The 17,770-nt window shown below is 58.2% G+C and carries 14 protein-coding genes; 8 read left to right on the forward strand and 6 right to left on the reverse strand.

Annotated elements, in window-relative coordinates:
* The first annotated feature begins 25 nt into the window (after window positions 1–25).
* From AC2FLE_RS05150 to AC2FLE_RS05160, 3 genes are read left to right on the forward strand one after another with little or no spacing between them, the layout of a single operon-like run.
* Window positions 26–1,234: a multidrug effflux MFS transporter gene (locus tag AC2FLE_RS05150; RefSeq protein ID WP_496695600.1), complete on the forward strand. Its 1,209-nt coding sequence runs from the start codon at window positions 26–28 to the stop codon at window positions 1,232–1,234.
* A gap of 57 nt (window positions 1,235–1,291) precedes the next feature.
* A complete protein-coding gene (locus tag AC2FLE_RS05155) occupies window positions 1,292–2,956 on the forward strand; it encodes a hypothetical protein (RefSeq protein WP_496695602.1) in 1,665 nt (554 codons plus the stop codon).
* Window positions 2,953–3,621 (forward strand): SH3 domain-containing protein, encoded by a 669-nt coding sequence (locus tag AC2FLE_RS05160; protein WP_496695604.1) that lies wholly within the window; start codon window positions 2,953–2,955, stop codon window positions 3,619–3,621. The genes AC2FLE_RS05155 and AC2FLE_RS05160 overlap by 4 nt, the downstream gene beginning before the upstream one ends.
* Here the strand turns inward: AC2FLE_RS05160 and mfd are convergent.
* Entirely contained in the window at window positions 3,618–7,073 is a 3,456-nt protein-coding gene (mfd, locus tag AC2FLE_RS05165; RefSeq protein ID WP_496695606.1) for a transcription-repair coupling factor, read from the reverse strand. The two genes, AC2FLE_RS05160 and mfd, sit on opposite strands and share 4 nt — an antisense overlap.
* 18 nt (window positions 7,074–7,091) lie before the next feature.
* Window positions 7,092–7,619 (reverse strand): component of SufBCD complex, encoded by a 528-nt coding sequence (locus AC2FLE_RS05170; RefSeq protein ID WP_496695607.1) that lies wholly within the window; start codon window positions 7,617–7,619, stop codon window positions 7,092–7,094.
* Window positions 7,620–7,738: 119 nt separating this feature from the next.
* Here AC2FLE_RS05170 and hemB point away from each other — a divergent pair, with 119 nt between their 5' ends.
* The 4 genes from hemB to AC2FLE_RS05190 all read left to right on the forward strand — a co-directional run bounded on the left by hemB (window position 7,739) and on the right by AC2FLE_RS05190 (window position 12,589).
* Window positions 7,739–8,737, forward strand: a complete 999-nt coding sequence (gene hemB, locus AC2FLE_RS05175) for a porphobilinogen synthase (protein ID WP_281972015.1) — start codon at window positions 7,739–7,741, stop codon at window positions 8,735–8,737.
* A 141-nt stretch (window positions 8,738–8,878) separates the two neighbouring features.
* The gene (locus AC2FLE_RS05180; RefSeq protein WP_142633534.1) at window positions 8,879–9,454 is read left to right on the forward strand and encodes a lipid-binding SYLF domain-containing protein; all 576 of its coding nucleotides are present in this window, start codon (window positions 8,879–8,881) and stop codon (window positions 9,452–9,454) included.
* 173 nt (window positions 9,455–9,627) lie between these two features.
* Window positions 9,628–12,090: a penicillin acylase family protein gene (locus AC2FLE_RS05185; RefSeq protein WP_496695610.1), complete on the forward strand. Its 2,463-nt coding sequence runs from the start codon at window positions 9,628–9,630 to the stop codon at window positions 12,088–12,090.
* 106 nt (window positions 12,091–12,196) lie between these two features.
* Complete coding sequence (locus tag AC2FLE_RS05190; RefSeq protein ID WP_496695612.1) at window positions 12,197–12,589, forward strand: nuclear transport factor 2 family protein; 393 nt, start codon at window positions 12,197–12,199, stop codon at window positions 12,587–12,589.
* A 52-nt stretch (window positions 12,590–12,641) separates the two neighbouring features.
* Here the strand turns inward: AC2FLE_RS05190 and hflX are convergent, their stop codons facing one another.
* From hflX to trkA, 4 genes are all read right to left on the reverse strand, one after another.
* Complete coding sequence (hflX, locus tag AC2FLE_RS05195) at window positions 12,642–13,913, reverse strand: GTPase HflX (protein ID WP_496695613.1); 1,272 nt, start codon at window positions 13,911–13,913, stop codon at window positions 12,642–12,644.
* Window positions 13,913–14,152, reverse strand: coding sequence for an RNA chaperone Hfq (gene hfq, locus AC2FLE_RS05200; RefSeq protein WP_010440340.1), 240 nt, complete (start codon window positions 14,150–14,152; stop codon window positions 13,913–13,915). Before hfq ends, hflX begins: the two co-directional genes overlap by 1 nt.
* 126 nt (window positions 14,153–14,278) lie before the next feature.
* Window positions 14,279–15,817 carry a TrkH family potassium uptake protein gene (locus AC2FLE_RS05205; RefSeq protein WP_496695615.1) on the reverse strand — a complete coding sequence of 513 codons (1,539 nt, stop codon included), beginning with the start codon at window positions 15,815–15,817 and terminating at the stop codon, window positions 14,279–14,281.
* Window positions 15,817–17,193, reverse strand: coding sequence for a Trk system potassium transporter TrkA (gene trkA, locus AC2FLE_RS05210; protein WP_496695617.1), 1,377 nt, complete (start codon window positions 17,191–17,193; stop codon window positions 15,817–15,819). Before trkA ends, AC2FLE_RS05205 begins: the two co-directional genes overlap by 1 nt.
* 192 nt (window positions 17,194–17,385) lie before the next feature.
* Here trkA and AC2FLE_RS05215 point away from each other — a divergent pair, with 192 nt between their 5' ends.
* Window positions 17,386–17,769, forward strand: a complete 384-nt coding sequence (locus AC2FLE_RS05215; RefSeq protein WP_282027378.1) for a hypothetical protein — start codon at window positions 17,386–17,388, stop codon at window positions 17,767–17,769.
* Window position 17,770 lies beyond the last annotated feature (1 nt).

Genomic DNA, 17,770 nt, shown 5'->3' on the forward strand with positions numbered 1-17,770 from the left:
AGCGCGAACGGGTCAGGAGAGCCCCATGAGTAATCGCATGCCGCGCGGAGAATTTGTCGCTTTGATCGCAATGATGTTTGCGACAATCGCGTTTTCTATCGACTCGATGCTGCCCGCCCTGCCGCAGATCAGCGCGCAACTCAGCCCAGGTGATGCAAACAAGGCGCAGTTGATCCTGACCTCATTTGTGCTGGGCATGGGGATCGGCACCTTTTTCACCGGCCCTCTGTCGGATGCATTCGGGCGCAAGCCGGTAATTTACGTCGGCTCTGCGCTGTATATCCTGTCTGCCGCAGTTGCCTGGGCCACCTCCTCGCTTGAGATGCTGTTGATTGCGCGCATCTTTCAAGGCATCGGCAGCGCGGCCCCACGCGTGGTGGCCATGGCCATTATCCGTGACCTCTATTCCGGCCGTGAGATGGCCCGCATCGTCTCGATTGCCATGATGATCTTTACGCTGGTTCCCGCCATCGCGCCCATGATGGGTGCCGGGGTGATCGCTCTGGCCGGGTGGCGTGGCATCTTCGCTTCGTTCATGTTGTTCTCTTTGATCACCATCACGTGGATGGGCCTGCGTCTGAGCGAACCTCTGGCACCCGAAAATCGCCGTCCCCTGCGCCTGCCGCTCATGATTGATGCCGCGCGGCAGATGTTTGCACACCCGACTGTGCGGGTTTCGATCATGGTGCAAACGCTTTGCCTTGGGATGCTGTTCACCATGCTGACGATGGTACAACCTGTTTATGACATCATCTACGACAGAGCAGACAGTTTCCCATTCTGGTTTGGTTTCGTTGCTCTGATGGCTGGCTCGGCCAGTTTGTTGAACGCGACTTTGGTCATCCGATTGGGGATGCGCCGGATTGTAACCTGGACTTTGGGCGCACAGATCATCTTTACGTGTTTTGTCATGGTAATGAATGGTCTGGACCTTTCTGATGGCACCTCATTTGCGCTTTTTGTCAGTTGGCAGACTGCCGTGTTCTTCATGGCCGGTATGACGATGGGCAACCTGAATGCCATCGCGATGGAGCCGATGGGCCATATTGCGGGCATGGCAGCGTCAGTCATAGGCGCGGTATCAACCGTTCTGGCCGCTGCAGTGGCAGCCCCCTTGGGACAGTTGTTTGACGGATCGATCCTGCCCTTGGCAATAGGTGTCCTGACCATGTGCACGATGGGGTTCGGCCTGATGCTGTATATGGGCCGGATAGAAGACAGATTGCCCGCCTGATCTGTGCAGAGCGCGTGAAACACGTTATCCTCCCCTTGTTTCGAGGGGAGATTTTCAATGAGCGACTACTACGATCTGGGCACCCATTCCTGTCCGGTAAGCACCTCTTCGCCCGATGCGCAACAGTGGTTCGACCGGGGGCTGGTCTGGACCTATGGCTATAACCACGAAGAGGCCGTCGTCTGTTTTCAGCGCGCGCTAGAGCATGACCCGAACTGCGCCATGGCCCATTGGGGCGTCGCCTATGCGGCGGGGCCGAATTACAACATGCCTTGGGACCTGCACGATGACGCGGGCCGGCAAAAGGCGCTGGCGCTGGCCTATGATGCGACGCAGCTGGCCATGTCTCTTGCGGGCGAATGTACGCCGGTTGAACAAGCGCTGATCCGCGCGCTTCCCGCCCGCTATCCCCAGCGCGAAGCCATTGACGACATGCACAACTGGGATCACGATTTTGCCGATGCCATGCGTGCAGCGTTTGCATCGCAGCCCGCTCATCTGGACCTGCGCACGATCTATGTCGAAGCGCTTTTGAATCTCACCCCCTGGCAAATGTGGGATTTGACGACCGGCCAGCCCGCCGAAGGGGCCGCCACGGTCGAGGCGCAAAAAGCGCTGGAGGAGGCGATGGTTGATGATCAAGCAGCGATGTCTCATCCCGGGTTACTGCATCTTTATGTCCACCTGATGGAGATGTCTCCGACCCCGGAAAAAGCGCTGAAAGCGGGGGATGTTCTGCGGACGCTGGTTCCCGATGCGGGCCATTTGGTGCATATGCCCACCCATATCGATGTGCTGTGCGGCCATTACCAGAACGTCGTCCACTGGAACCAAAAAGCCGTTGAGGCCGACCTGAAATATTACGAACGCGAAGGCGCGTTCAACATCTACACCGGCTACCGCCAGCACAATTATCATTTTGTCATATATGGCGCCCTATTTCTGGGACAGATGGAACCTGCTCTGCGGGCCAATCAGGGATTGTGGGACACCACCCCCGAAGAGATGCTGCGCATAGAAAGCCCGCCCATGGCGGATTTCTTCGAAAGTTACATGTCGATGGGGCCGCATATCCTCATCCGGTTTGGCCGTTGGGAAGAGGCAATGGCGCTTGAGCTGCCCTCGGACCCCGATCTGTACTGCACTCTCACGGCAACCACGCATTATGCCCGGGCCATTGCTTTTGCCGCCACAGGGCAGGTCAGCGAAGCCGAAGCCGAAGAGCAGTTGTTCCTCGCTGCCAAGGCCCGCGTGCCAGAAACGCGATTGCTGCACAATAACCGCGTGATCGACCTGCTGGACATTGCCCGCGAAATGCTGCGTGGCGAAATCGAGTATCGCATGGAAAACTACGATGCGGCCTACGCCCATCTGCGCCGCTCGGTCGAACTGGACGACACCTTGCCCTATGACGAGCCATGGGGATGGATGCAGCCCACTCGTCACGCGTTGGGTGCATTGCTGTTCGAACAAGGGCATACCGCCGAAGCCGAGGCCATATACCGCGAGGATTTGGGGTTGGGCGGTACGCTCAGCCGTGCCTCTGTCCATCCTGACAATGTCTGGAGCCTCAAGGGCCTGCATGACTGCCTGAAGGCGCGCGGTGAGACGGTTGAGATCGTGCAGATCAGGCAACGGCTGGATTTGGCTCTGGCTCGTGCGGACCGGGCTGTCGGCGCGTCCTGTTTCTGTGCTCAAGCCGCCATGAGGGCCGCCGAATGAGATACGCCCTGCTGTTTGCTTTGCTCTGCAGCCCGGCGCTGGCGGATCGACAATCCTTTCCGCCCGTCGACGAGGCCGAGCGGGATGCCACCCTCGTCTCGTTCCGGGCAAACCTGCTGAACATGGTAGCCGAGCGCGACATCGAAGGCGTGCTGTCTGCTGCCTGCCCGGATATTTACCTTAGCCACGGCGGCAATGGCGGCCCGGACGAGCTGCGCGAGTATCTTACTCCCGGACCGGCAACGTCAGAGCAAGATGATGATGACAGCGAAAAGGTTGTTGAAACCTTTTGGTCCGATCTGGAAAACACCCTGACACAGCCTGGCTATTTCAACGAAGACGGCGAGTTCTGGATGCCCCACCAATGGCAGCTCACCCTACCCGCTTCGCTGGATCCGGCGTTGGCCTATTTTGTGACCGCTCAGGATGTAACTCTGCGCAACGCACCAAATCGAGGCGCGGCCATACTCGACCTCATCAGCTATGAGGTCGTCATCATCCGCGACGTCTCTTCCATCGTGCAATACCAGAGGGTTCTGCTGACTGATGGGGGTCAGGGCTATATGCACAGCGATTTCCTGTGGCCTATGACTGGTTATCGGGCGGCATTGGCAAAATCTGAAACTGGCGAATGGCAGTTGTGCACCTTTGTCAGCGGTGACTAGGCTTTGGCCTTTTTCTTTTCGGCCACAAGTTTTTCCGCCAGATCGCGGGCGATGGCAAAGGCCCCCTTGATCTTGTCGCTGTCCTTCTTCCAATCGCGGCGCACGACGATCTTGTTATCCTTGACCTTGGCCAACCCGCGCTGGTTCTGGATGAACTCGACCAGCCCCTGAGGCGAGGCGAATTTGTCGTTGTGAAACTGGATCGTCGCGCCTTTGGGCCCGCCATCTAGCTTGGCAATCCCTGCCCGTTTGCACATCGCCTTGATGCGCACGACCAGCATCAGGGTGTTGACCTCTTTCGGCAGCGTGCCAAAGCGGTCGATCAATTCAGCGGCGAAGCCTTCCAATTCCACCTTGGTCGACAGCGACGACAAACGGCGATACAGGCCCAGGCGGACATCCAGATCGGGCACATAATCCTCGGGGATCAGGACCGGGACGCCAAGATTGATCTGCGGCGCCCATTGGTCATCTGCATCCGACAGGCCTTCCATCTCACCGGCCTTGATCTTGGCAATCGCCTCTTCCAGCATCGACTGGTAGAGTTCATAGCCCACATCGCGCATTTGGCCCGACTGTTCCTCGCCCAACAGGTTACCCGCCCCTCGAATATCAAGGTCCTGAGACGCCAACGTGAACCCCGCCCCCAACGTGTCGAGCGAGCCCAGAACGCGCAGCCGTTTTTCGGCCGTGGCGGTCAGGCGGGCACGCGGCTTTGTGGTCAGATAGGCATAGGCGCGGGTTTTCGACCGCCCGACCCTGCCGCGGATCTGATAGAGCTGCGCCAGGCCGAACATATCCGCCCGGTGCACAACCATCGTATTTGCTGTCGGGATATCCAGCCCGCTTTCCACAATCGTGGTGGCCAGCAAAACATCGTATTTGCCGTCGTAGAACGCATTCATCCGATCGTCGAGTTCCCCCGCCGCCATCTGCCCATGCGCCACCATATAAGTCAGCTCGGGCAGTTGCTCTTTCAGGAATTCCTCAATCTCGGGTAGGTCCGAGATGCGCGGCACGACATAGAAACTCTGCCCACCACGGTAATGTTCACGCAGCAGGGCTTCGCGGATCGTGACCGCGTCGAACTCACTGACATAGGTGCGGATCGCCAGCCGGTCGATGGGAGGTGTGCCGATGATCGACAGGTCACGCACGCCGGTCAGGGACAGTTGCAGCGTTCGTGGAATCGGCGTCGCGGTCAGGGTCAGGACGTGGATATCGCTACGCAGCTGTTTCAGACGCTCCTTGTGGCCAACACCGAAATGCTGTTCCTCGTCGATGATCAGCAGACCCAGATTGTTGAACCGTATCGCTTTTGCCAGCAAGGCATGGGTGCCGATTACAATATCCACCGTGCCGCGCGCCAACCCATCACGGGTCTGTTGCGCCTCTTTGGCCGAGATGAAGCGGGACAGCTGCCGCACCTCAAGCGGGAAGCCCCGGAAGCGATCCTTGAAGCTGGCCGCGTGCTGGCGTGCCAACAGCGTTGTCGGTGCGATCACCGCCACTTGCACGCCCGACATTGCGGCAACGAAAGCGGCACGCATTGCGACCTCGGTCTTGCCAAAGCCCACGTCGCCACAAATCAGACGATCCATCGGCGCGCCGGAATGCATGTCTTCCATGACCTCACCGATTGCGCGCAGCTGATCGTCAGTTTCCTGATAGGGAAAGCGCGCACTGAACTCCTCCCACGCGTGCGGAGGCGGGTCCATAATCGGGGCCTTGCGCAAAGCCCGTTCGGCAGCGATGCGGATCAGTTTATCCGCCATCTCGCGGATGCGCTCTTTCAGCTTGGCCTTCTTGGCCTGCCACGCGCCGCCCCCCAATCGGTCCAGCAGACCCTCATCATGACCGTATCGCGACAGCAGTTCGATGTTTTCGACCGGCAGGTACAGTTTGGATTGTTCTGCGTATTCCAGCAGCAGACATTCATGGGCGGCACCGGCCGCCGTCACGACCTCCATCCCCAGATAACGCCCGATGCCATGATCCACATGAACCACCAAATCACCCGGGCTGAGGGATTGGGTTTCGGTCAGGAAATTTTCGGCCTTGCGGCGCTTTTTGGGCTGCCGGATCAGCCGATCGCCCAGCACATCCTGTTCGGCGATCACGGTCAGGTCGGGCGTTCCGAACCCGTGCTCCAGCGCCCAGACGGCCAGATGCAGCCCGCGTTTGCCGATACGCGTACCGTCGGGCACGGGGATCGCCTCGGCAAGGCCTTCATCCTCGATCAGCCCAGTCAGACGTTCGCGGGCCCCTTCGGAATAAGAGGCAATCAGAACCGGCCCCTTGGCCATTTTGTCGGTGATATGGCTGGCCAGTGCTCCGAACAAGCTGATGCTTTCCTGCTGCCGCTCGGGCGCGAAATTCCGTCCAATCCGTCCACCTGCGTCAATCACCCCGGGCCCAAGGGCCTGAGGCAATGCATTGAATTGCAGAACGCGCCTATCGCCGACAGCTTGTTCCCAAGCAGTGTCATCGAGATACAGTAGGCCCGGTGGTGTCGGTTTATACACCGTGTCCATGCGCGACCGGTTCTCAAGCGCGAGCCGCCGCGTTTCGTATTGATCCGCAATCGTGTCCCACCGCGCCAAACGCGCGGGCGTGACCTGATCATCCAGCGAGATGGTGGCACCGGGCAGATAATCAAACAGTGTTTCCAGCTTTTCGTGAAAGAACGGCAGCCAGTGTTCGATCCCCTGATGCTTGCGCCCTGCGCTAACGGCCTCGTACAGGGGATCATCTGTGCCCGCCGCCCCGAACTCGATGCGATAATTTTGCCGAAACCGGGTGATGGCCGCGTCATCTAGAATGACCTCGGACACTGGTGCCAGCTCCACAACAGCCAGCTTTTCGGTCGTACGTTGCGACATCGGATCAAACCGACGTGCTCCATCCAGAACATCCCCGAACAGGTCCAGCCGCACCGGCCCGGATTCGCCGGGCGGGAAAATGTCGATGATACCCCCTCGAACGGCATAATCGCCAGGCTCCATCACGGTCGGGCTTTGCGTGAACCCCATGCGCACAAGGAAATTCCGCAGCGCGGTTTCATCAATGCGGTGATCGACACGGGCGGTAAACGCCGCCTCTCTCAGCACCGCACGGGCAGGCACGCGTTGGGTTGCGGCGTTCAGAGTTGTCAGCAGCACATATTGCTGCGGCATCTGGTGCACAAGTGCGGCAAGGGTGGCCACACGCGCTGCCGAGATATCGGCATTGGGCGATACCCGATCATATGGCAGACAATCCCAGCCTGGGAACACAAATACCGGCATGTCAGGCGCAAAAAAGGCAAGCGCCGCGCGCATCGCCTCAAGCCGTTTGTCATCACGCGCTACATGGCACACCGGCCCGCCCGAGCGCGCCAGCTCATTCAGGACAAGCTGCGCGTCAAACCCTTCGGGGGCGCCGCCAACGATTACTTGGTTCGGACCCGTCATCGCCAAGCCTTTCTGATTTTACCAACCCGGGACGCCGATGGAAAAATTCTGGTACATGCCCCAAAGCGAAGTGATCAAGATCGAAATCATACCAACTATCTGGGTATAGATCCGGCAGCGCGTAAGAATCTTGGAAATATACTCCAGACTGGGTGTTTCCCGGCGCAGTTTCCGTGCGGCTGATACATTGATCAGCACGACAAGACAAACCGGAAACAGCAATAAAAACACGGCCTGCGCAAATTCAAGCCCGTAGTAGAACCCCAAAGTGGCGAGACCCGTGAACAGAAAACAACTAAACGCTAATATCGCGAGGCCGGATACCTCCAATATATAGAGCAATCGGTTTCCGTTAATGCGGACGATATCCATCAAATCCTGTTCCGATTGCCCGCCTACCCGTCTTGCGCGCACAACAAGGTCAAACGGCACGCCCATGGCCCAGTGGCTGGCCGATGACCACAACACCGCAAGCCCGATCCAATACCAGAGATTCGAAAAGCTGCGCATGTCGATGAGTTCAAAAATCGAAGAGTATAAGTCCACGCGTCAGCCCTTAATTTCCGTCTTCAGGGACCTTCTTCGCAAAGACGCGTCCATCGTTACCCTTGAGACTACACGGAATTCATGCCACCCAATGCTGGAATTTACAAGGAGAGCGCGTCATGAAACCGACCATTGCCCCCTATCCTCTGGCCCGTTTTCGTCGAACACGCCAATCACAGGCGGTGCGGGCGCTGGTCCGCGAGAATACACTGACCACCGATGATCTGATCTGGCCGGTTTTCGTCCGAGACGGCGAAGGTATTGAAGAGCCTGTCCCCTCGATGCCTGGTGTCATGCGCCGCTCGGTCGATCTGATCGCACAGGCTGCGGTCGAGGCGCAGGCCCTGGGTATCCCCGCAATCTGCATCTTTCCCTACACCGACGCCTCCCTAAAGACCGAAGATTGCGCCGAAGCGTGGAACCCCGATAACCTGTCCAACCGAGCCATTCGCGCCATCAAGAAAGCCGCACCCAATATCGCGGTGATGACGGACGTGGCGCTGGACCCATACAATATCAACGGCCATGACGGTTATGTGGTCGATGGTGAGATCATAAACGATCAAACGATCGAGGCGCTGGTAAAGATGACGCTGGCGCAAGCAGATGCGGGCGCCGACATCATCGGACCGTCAGATATGATGGATGGCCGGATCGGTGAAATGCGGCGCGCCCTGGAGGGCGCAGACCATCACAACGTGATGATCCTCAGCTATGCGGCCAAATATGCGAGTGCGTTCTACGGACCGTTCCGAGATGCAGTGGGCGCCTCGGGCGCGCTGACCGGAGACAAGAAGACCTATCAGATGGACCCCGGAAACTCGGACGAGGCGCTGCGCATGATCGAGCGTGACCTGACCGAAGGCGCGGACATGGTCATGATCAAACCCGGCATGCCCTATTTGGACATCTGCCGCCGGGTCAAGGACACGTTTGGCGCGCCGACCTATGCCTATCAAGTCTCGGGCGAATACGCGATGATACAAGCCGCGGCGCAGAACGGCTGGATCGACGGAGAGAAGGTCATGCTCGAAAGTCTGCTTGCGTTCAAACGCGCGGGCTGCGACGGGATCCTGACCTATTTCGCGCCTCAGGCCGCTCGGATTCTGCAGGGCTAATCCCCCGCGTTTCCGCGATTTTTCGCCGACTATCTTTGGTCACTGGGCAGCTTTCCCGTGACACGAGGCGACAATCGGCGTATTCTTGCGGACAAGATCGGGAGCACCCGACAATCAGGCATTTATACAGAGATAAAAAACATGAGCAGTTCCAAACCTACTCGATTAAGCCGTCGTGGCTTTGCTTTTGGCATGGCCGGTCTGTCAGTGACCGCCGCTTGCGGCAATGGCGTCGGCAGTTCCAACGCAGCGACGATTGACGCCCGTGTGGATGCGACATTGAACCAGATGTACGCCACCTACCCCAACACGCTCGAAATCGCGAACAAGGCCAACGGCATGCTGGTCATGCCTCTGATAACCGATGCCGGACTAATCGTCTTTGGCGGTGCCTACGGCACAGGCGCGCTACGCATTCAGGGCGCGACAGTTGATTACTATTCCGCAATTTCGGGAACCGCCGGCCTGCAAATCGGTGCCCAGCAATATGCGCATGTCCTGTTCTTCATGACACAGGACGCGTTGAACGATTTCCGCCGTTCCAGCGGATGGACCGCCGGGGCCGAAGTCGGCTACGTGGTCGATGCGACGGGCGACTCTCTGTCGACCGACACCACCACCCTGCGTTCGCCGGTTTTGGCGGCGGTCTTCGGACAGGCAGGGCTAAAGTTCGGCGCGACGGTCGAAGGCACGAAATACACCCGCATCATTCCCTGATACCGGACTACCCTCCCCCTTCAAGACACCCCGCTTTCGGCATCAGGCTCGAGGCGGGGTTTTTCATTCAAACCGCGGTAAACACGCATGTTCTCATGCGGTTCCTCTTTCGATCCGTGCGGCCATCCTCTAGTGTCTGCGCAATCATAGAGTGAACGGAAATGTGACCGCTGATGGGAATTGTCTTTCGCTGGCTAGTGCGTATCGCCTCGGGTCTTGTTCTGCTGACATTGGCGGCTGTAATGCTGGTGTATTTTCTGGCCAGTCAATCCCTGCCGGATTACGATCAGACCGTTAAAGTTGATGGCCTGACTGCGCCGGTTGAGGTTGTCAGGGATACTGCGAATGTTCCCCATATTCTGGGCGCATCAGACCCGGATGTCTTTTTTGGGCTTGGCTATGCCCATGCACAGGATCGCCTCTGGCAGATGACCGTTCTGCGCCGGACAGCGCAGGGCCGATTGTCCGAAGTCTTTGGCGCTCGCACTGTTCATATCGACAAGCTGTTGCGACGGTTTGATCTGTACGGGCTTGCACACCGGTCGGTACAAGCCCAGGACGACTATACCAAAGAGGCCCTGCGCGCTTATGCTGCCGGGGTGAATGCACGACTGGCCGAGATTAACGAAAACGCATTGGGCCGTGGTGCGCCAGAGATGTTTCTGTTCAACGCGCCTGTATCGCCCTGGCAACCGGGCGACAGCCTGGCCGTCATCAAACTCATGAGCCTGCAACTTTCTGGCCATCTTGAGGATGAAGTGCTGCGCGCGCGCACATCGCTTATGCTGGATGACCAGACCCGACTGGCGGATATTCTGCCTGATGTTCCCGGGCCGGGAATCGCCGCTCTGCCCGAATACGCCGCCCTGTTTCCCAACCTGCCCAGATATGCGGCCGGATCGTCGATGCCGGACACGCCCATCTCGCCCTTTCCAAAGCGCGGATTGGCCGGAGCATCGAACGCATGGTCTGCCGCGCCCACAAGATCTGCCAGCGGCGGGACGCTTTTGGCCAATGACCCGCATTTGGGTTTCACAGCGCCGGGCATCTGGTATCTGGCCCGTCTGGAACTGGCCAAAGGCGGCGTGATCGGTGCCACGATCCCCGGCATCCCGGCGGTGATGACTGGACGCAGTGATCGACTGGGCTGGGGTTTGACCTCATCCTATCTGGATGATCAGGACATCCATATCGAGCAGTTGAACCCGGAAAACCCCGAGGAATACCTGACCCCCGAAGGATACAAGACCTTTCGCAGCCGCCCTTCGATCATCGAGATCAAAGACGAAGCCCCAATCACTCTGACCCTGCGCTGGACCGAGAACGGGCCCGTGCTGCCGGGCACCCATTACGATCTTGGGACGATCACACCGCCGGGTCATGTCGCCTCGCTGTCCTGGACAGCCCTGAGCGCACAGGACACATCCATGTCAGCCTCAATGGCGCTGATGAATGCGGACACTGTCCGACAAGCCATCACCGCAGCCGAGCTGTTCATGGCGCCATCTCAGAACCTGTCATTGGTCGACAAGGACACGATCGGCATGAAGCTGATCGGTGCAATGCCGCACCGTGCCGCAAAGAACCAAAGTCGGGGGCGTATTCCGACGCCTGGCTGGCTGGCCGAAAACCGGTGGAAAGGCCGCCTGCCCTATGCTGACAACCCCGAATTCGTCACACCTGCGGGCGGCATTCTGGGCAACACAAACAACAAGATCATCGACCGGCCATTTCCCGAACATGTCTCATATGAATGGGGGGATACGCAACGCATCCATCGCTGGGAACGGCTGATGCAATCGCGCGAGGTACACACGCGCGACAGCTTTATCGAGGCACAGCTGGACACGGTCAGCTTTACCGCGCGCTCTCTACTTCCGCTGATCGGGGCTGATCTGTGGTACACCGGCGCCTCTGCCCCCGAAGGCACCCAGGAACGCCAGCGCCAGATCGCGCTGAACCTTTTGGCCGAGTGGAATGGCGAGATGAATGAACACCTGCCAGAACCCCTGATCTATGCTGCTTGGGTTCGGGCGCTGCAAATCCGGTTGATCGCAGATGAGCTTGGCCCCCTGGCGGCTGAATACAAACATGTCGAACCACTGTTCATCGAACGTGTCTATCGCGACATCGACGGAGCTTCGGCCTGGTGTAATGTGCGTCAGAGCGCGCCGACAGAGACCTGCACCGATATGGCGCGCATGGCACTGGACGATGCGCTGATCTGGATTTCCGAAAAATACGGAGGATCACTGGAATCTCTACGCTGGGGTGACGCGCATCAGGCGACGCATGACCACCCGGTTCTGGGATCGGTTCCGGTGCTGCGATTCTTTGTGAATATCCGACAGTCCACCAGCGGTGGCGACAACACCCTGCTGCGCGGCAGAACATCGGGTGAAGGCCCTGATCCGTTTCAGAACGTGCACGGTGCAGGCTATCGCGGCGTATATGATTTTGCGGATCCCGACAGCTCGGTCTTTATCACGGCTACGGGTCAGTCGGGTCACTTCCTGTCACGCTACTATGACGATCAGGCCCAGCTTTGGCGTCGGGGTGAATACATCCCGATGTCGCTGGACCTTGACCTGGCACATGCAGCCGCCGTCGGAGTGACCACCCTTATCCCCCGCTAAGGTCCGTGCTTCGGCAAGACCTCGCCCGTTTATTTTCCATCGCGTGGACGCTGAATGGCGTTTGGCATACGATCCAAAGGCCTAGGATTTGTGTGCGGGGGACCAAATGGCCAGTATCCGGGATAAGCTGAACAATCTCGCGCGGGATTATGCGATCGCCTGGAGCTCGGGCGACCCCGAGGCCGTTGCCAGTTTCTATGCTCCCGACGGACAGATCACGATCAACCGTGGAGAACCGATCATAGGCCGCGCTGCGGTGGCGGAAATGGCGCGCGGGTTTTACACTGATTTCCCCGATCTTGAGGTCCGCTGCGACATGTTTCGCTGGGCGGGAAGCCACGCAATATTTGTCTGGACACTTGAAGGGCAGCATTCCAAGACCGGCAACGACGTCGTGACGCGGGGTTGGGAAGAATGGGAAATGACCGACACCAATCAGGTCCAGACCTCTCTGGTTTGGTTCGATGCCGAGGATTTTCAGCGCCAGATTGACGGCTGATCACGGACCACTTTGTTCGATGGGTATAGGGGAATTCGCCCCCAGTCAGAGTTCAAAGCGCGGAGTATTGCGAGGCCTGTTTTTCTGTCCACAGCACGTCGATCACAAAGCCATCTTCGGTCTGCTTTTCGGACTGCACGACCTCCTGGCGGAACAACCACGCGCGCTTGTTGCCTTCGGCAAATCCCAGTTCCAGCGTTGCCTCAGAACGTACGCCCTGCAGCGTGACGGCAATTTCCGCCAAAAGCGGGGCGATCCCTTCGCCGGTGACGGCTGAAATCGCGAAAATCCCCTGATCCCGCTCTGCCCGCGCCATCGCGGCTTCGCGCTCATCCGGGGACAGCAGGTCGATCTTGTTCCAGACCTCAATCCGGGGCCGCGTATCGTCAATACCCAGTGAAGTCAGGATAGTTTCGACATCCTTCGCCTGCACCTCAGATTCATCGTGGCTGATATCGCGCACATGAACCACGATATCAGCGCCCAACACTTCCTCCAGCGTGGCCCGGAATGAGGCGACCAATTCGGTGGGCAGGTTCGAAATGAATCCCACCGTGTCCGACAGGATCACTTCGGGACCGTCAGGCAATTCGACCCGGCGCATGGTGGGGTCCAAGGTGGCGAACAACATGTCCTTGGCCATGACATCGGCCCCGGTCAGGCGGTTGAACAGGGTTGATTTGCCCGCGTTGGTATAGCCTACCAACGCCACAATCGGATATGGCACCTTGGCCCGCGCGGCGCGATGCAGCGTGCGGGTCTTGACCACCTTCTGCAACTGACGACGCAAGCGCACCAGTTGTTCATCAATGGCCCGGCGGTCCGCTTCGATCTGGGTCTCACCCGGTCCACCCACAAAGCCCAATCCGCCCCGCTGCCGTTCCAGGTGGGTCCAGGCACGCACCAGCCGGGTCCGCTGGTAACTCAGCGCGGCCATTTCCACCTGCAAAACGCCCTCACGGGTGCGCGCACGGTCGCTGAAGATTTCGAGGATCAGCCCGGTCCGGTCGAGGATCTTGACCTTCCACGCCTTTTCAAGATTGCGTTGCTGAACGGGCGTAACCGATCCGTCGATCAAAACCAGCTCGACTTCGTTCTCGTGCAACCGTTCGGCCAGTTCCTCGATCTTGCCGCTACCGAACAGAAAACCGGCCTGCGCTCGAGGTAAGCGCACAACTTCGGATCCGGTCACATCAAGGTCGGGCAATGCAGCGGCCAGCGCCACCGCTTCTGCCAGCGCCGGTCCTGGAACGCGGCGCTGTTCATCTGATTTGATTTCCGGATGCAGCACCCACGCTCGGGTGCGCACCCTTTCATGTTCCATCAAGAGGCGTCTTCGCCCTCATACAGGCTGATCGGCTGCGATGGCATGATGGTCGAAATCGCGTGTTTGTAGACCAGCTGCGACTGTCCGTCGCGGCGCAACAATACGCAGAAGTTGTCGAACCAGGTGATCACACCCTGCAATTTCACACCGTTGATCAGGAAAATTGTGACCGGGACTTTTGCTTTCCGTACATTATTCAGGAACGCGTCCTGCAGATTCTGTCTGTCCGAAGCCATATTCTTATAATCTCGCCATTGTTCTTGCTACGCGCTGCGGACCAACGCGCTCCCTCCGGCGGAGTATGGAGTGTCGTTAACCGATATTCCAGATGAAAAATCAGTCACTAGCATGGTTATTGTTTCTTAACCCCTCAATAGAGCGGGTGTGATCAGGGCAATAATCGCCAGCGTTTCCAATCTGCCGATCACCATAGCGGCACACATGGTCAGCTTGGCACCGCCCGAAAGGTCGATCAATCGGATAGGAACATCGGTTGCCAATTCGATCAACGGTCCTGTCGTGCTCAGCGCGGCAACGCTAAGCACCATAGCGTGTTCGAACCCCGTACCCATGGCAGCAAGCAACACATTGAACACAGCAGCTGTCAGGGCAAACATCATGAAAAATATCCAAGCGATAAAGGCCCCATCACTTTGGATGCGGCGGTTTCCGCCACCTACTCCGCTGACCGAAGACGGATAAATCAAACGGTCAATTTCGCGCGCGCCATTAAGGTACAGAGCGAAAACCCGCAACAGCTTTACCCCGCCCGCCGTTGTTGCAACTCCACCGCCGATCAGCGCAAGCCCCATCAGGATCAATCCCGGGGTGCCCAGACCGGAAATTTGCTGGGCATCATCCCAGTTTGCACTTTCGAACCCCGCGGTTGTCAGAAATGACAAGACCGTAAAAATCATGCCCCAAATTACGCTCAACGCCTGAAGAGGTTCCATCTGGCCGCCAATTTCGCTGACGCCGGCAAGAACCCTGAAGAAAAGCAGCGCCGCTACGCCTGCAACGATCATGAGCCCGATCCGGAACTCGGGGTCCTTATCCAGCCGCGAATATCCTGAGGTAGCTGTGTCCGAGGAAAAGGTAAGCCGCGACAAAGCGAAGAACAGGAACAGAAACAGGATGGCCTCACCGGTTACGCCGGCCTGCGCTCCCTCAAGCCCACCAACCGGTGAGATACCCGATGTGGCCATGGTCGACATCGCATGACAGATGGCGGTCAGGCCCTGCTCTCCTGCGATCACGAGCAACAGCCAAATGACAGCGGTCAGCCCGACATAAACCGGCGTCAAAGTCAGCGTGACACGGATTAGACGCCCGCGCGGGTCTACCATCTCGCTTTGCGCCACGCCTGAAACCGGGCGACCGGGTTGACCGCGGGCTGTCACCTCGAACCCGCCCAGCGACAACGGCGCGAGGATCGCGGCCGCTGAAATCCACATCAAAAGCCCGCCCATCCATCCGACCTGAGCCCGCCAAAGGTGTAACGGCGCCGACAACCGGTCTGGATCAGGAAACAAATCAGCCCCGGTAGTGGTCAGTGCGCTGACCATGTCGAAATAGGCGTTGAGAAAGCTCGTATTGCCCAACGCATCATGCAGAGGGATCGCAAGAAACAAGGGCAATACGGTGAAACAGCCTAACAAGACCGCCAACTGGCCCAATGTCCCTCGGCGCGGCATTCTGTTGGATGTTGCCAGCGAAATGATCCCGACCACGAACAACCCCAGCAATCCGGAATAGAAGAACGACCGGGACGTGTCGTGATCATCCAGCACCAGCGCAAATATGGCAGGCATCCACATAGCGGCGGCAAAAATACCCCAGAGCAGAAGAAACAGCGGCAATCGCCGAATGAGGCTAACCTGTTTTTTCCGTGCATGCGCCATCAGAAGAAATCGATCGAGACCTGCATCAGCCGTTCCACCTCGGGCACGTCTTTGGCTAAGGCAAAAATCGCCACCACATCCTTTTCTTCAATCCTCAGGCTGCCTGTGGGACGCAACATCTCATCGCCTTTGCGTACGGCACCAACCAGCACACCTTCGGGGAAATCAATGTCGCGCAGCTTCTGCCCGGCCATAGGAGAGGTTGAAAGTACTTCGGCCTCGATCACTTCGGCCTCGGCATCTCCGATGGAATAGACCTGCCGCACGCGTCCGTGCCGAATATGGCGCAGAATCGAACTGACGGTGGTGGCGCGGGGGTTGATATAGGCGTCGATACCCAGCGGCCCCATCAGGGCAACCATGCTGGGATCATTGATCAGTGCAATCGCCAGAGCACAGCCTTCGGCCTTGGCACGCACGGCAACCAACATATTTACACGGTCATCATCCGTGACGGCCAACATTGCATCCGCGCGTTCGATGCCAGCTTCGCGCAGCAGCGCCGCGTCCAGACCATCACCGTGAAGGACAATCGTTCGCTCAAGCGCTTCGGCTGCCACTTCCGCACAGTGGCGGTCTCGTTCAATTATCTTGGCACGAACGCGGCTTTCACGTTCTTCCAATGTCCGAGCAACTTCAAGACCGACATTACCACCGCCGACAATCACCACCCGGTCCTGCCGTTTTTGCGCCTTGCCGAAAACCTCCATCGTGCGGTCCACGTCTTTGACATTGCTAAAAACATAGCATTCGTCACCGACAAACAGCTGGTCCTCGGATTCCGGTGCAAACAGCGTACCCTCGCGCCGGACACCCACCACGATAGAGCTGAGCGTCGAAAACAGATCGGTCAGTTGCCGCAATGGCGTGTTCACGATCGGGCAATCCTCGGCGATGCGTATGCCAAGCAACTGCGCTTTGCCGTCCATGAACATCTCGGTGTCAAAGGCGGATGGGGCAGACAACCGGCGCATCGCCGCTGCGGCAACCTCGCGCTCGGGGCTGATCACCACATCAATCGGCAGGTGATCGCGGCGATACAGATCCGAATGAATGGCCTCGAGATAGGATTTCGACCGAAGCCGGGCGATTTTGCGCTGAATGGAGAAAACCGAATGTGCCATCTGACAGGTGACCATGTTCACCTCGTCCGAATGGGTGGCAGCAATAATCATATCCGCATCGCGCGCGCCCGCTCGGTTCAGAACATCCGGATAGCTTGCAAATCCCGCAATCCCCTGAACATCCAAGGTTTCGGTCGCCCGTCGCACCAGATCAGGATTGTTGTCAACCACAGTAACGTCGTTCAACTCGCCCGAAAGATGCCGTGCAATCTGCCAGCCAACCTGACCCGCACCGCAAATGATGACCTTCATGCTATTGGCCCTTCTGCCTGAAATCTTTGAATGACAGATGCCCCCCAGACGGTCAATTAGTTTGTAACACAAGCAAAGCTGAGGCAAGGTAAGCGTATGAAAACAATAGCTCTCACGATTTCTTTGACTCTGTTGCTAACTGCGTGTGGGCCGCTTTCCCTGTATTATCAAGAGGGCGAGACAGTTTCGCAAATGCAGTCGGAAACGACCGGATGTCAGGTTCAGTCCCTCAAAGACGCCCCCGTTGCCAATCAGGTGCGACAAGGGGCACCAACCTATTGGCCAGGTCGCACCTACTGCGATGGTCGGGGAAGGTGTCATCGCACCGGAGGCTGGTGGCAGCCCGGTCAGATCTATACGGTCGATGTGAACAAAGGGCTGCGCAACAAGCTGGAAGCACAATGCATGGCGCAGAAAGGCTATCGCCCGGTCAGCCTTCCGCCTTGCAAGCAGGGCGTAAAGTCGCGTGTTGCTGCGGTCCCAACAACACAGCTGCCACCGCTCAGCACAGATTCATGTTTCGTCAAATTCGACAACGGAACGTTCCAGATCATTACCCCAGGTCAGGCAGGGTAAA

It is taken from the genome of Ruegeria sp. CDSA077 (assembly GCF_059612265.1).

What these genes read in the sequence shown, in the direction of transcription:
- AC2FLE_RS05150 (WP_496695600.1), top strand. Translation starts at nt 26, where the DNA reads ATGAGTAATCGCATGCCGCGCGGAGAATTTGTCGCTTTGATCGCAATG.
- AC2FLE_RS05155 (WP_496695602.1), top strand. Translation starts at nt 1,292, where the DNA reads ATGAGCGACTACTACGATCTGGGCACCCATTCCTGTCCGGTAAGCACC.
- AC2FLE_RS05160 (WP_496695604.1), top strand. Translation starts at nt 2,953, where the DNA reads ATGAGATACGCCCTGCTGTTTGCTTTGCTCTGCAGCCCGGCGCTGGCG.
- mfd (WP_496695606.1), bottom strand. Translation starts at nt 7,073, where the DNA reads ATGACGGGTCCGAACCAAGTAATCGTTGGCGGCGCCCCCGAAGGGTTT.
- hemB (WP_281972015.1), top strand. Translation starts at nt 7,739, where the DNA reads ATGAAACCGACCATTGCCCCCTATCCTCTGGCCCGTTTTCGTCGAACA.
- AC2FLE_RS05180 (WP_142633534.1), top strand. Translation starts at nt 8,879, where the DNA reads ATGAGCAGTTCCAAACCTACTCGATTAAGCCGTCGTGGCTTTGCTTTT.
- AC2FLE_RS05185 (WP_496695610.1), top strand. Translation starts at nt 9,628, where the DNA reads ATGGGAATTGTCTTTCGCTGGCTAGTGCGTATCGCCTCGGGTCTTGTT.
- AC2FLE_RS05190 (WP_496695612.1), top strand. Translation starts at nt 12,197, where the DNA reads ATGGCCAGTATCCGGGATAAGCTGAACAATCTCGCGCGGGATTATGCG.
- hflX (WP_496695613.1), bottom strand. Translation starts at nt 13,913, where the DNA reads ATGGAACATGAAAGGGTGCGCACCCGAGCGTGGGTGCTGCATCCGGAA.
- hfq (WP_010440340.1), bottom strand. Translation starts at nt 14,152, where the DNA reads ATGGCTTCGGACAGACAGAATCTGCAGGACGCGTTCCTGAATAATGTA.
- AC2FLE_RS05205 (WP_496695615.1), bottom strand. Translation starts at nt 15,817, where the DNA reads ATGGCGCATGCACGGAAAAAACAGGTTAGCCTCATTCGGCGATTGCCG.
- trkA (WP_496695617.1), bottom strand. Translation starts at nt 17,193, where the DNA reads ATGAAGGTCATCATTTGCGGTGCGGGTCAGGTTGGCTGGCAGATTGCA.
- AC2FLE_RS05215 (WP_282027378.1), top strand. Translation starts at nt 17,386, where the DNA reads ATGCAGTCGGAAACGACCGGATGTCAGGTTCAGTCCCTCAAAGACGCC.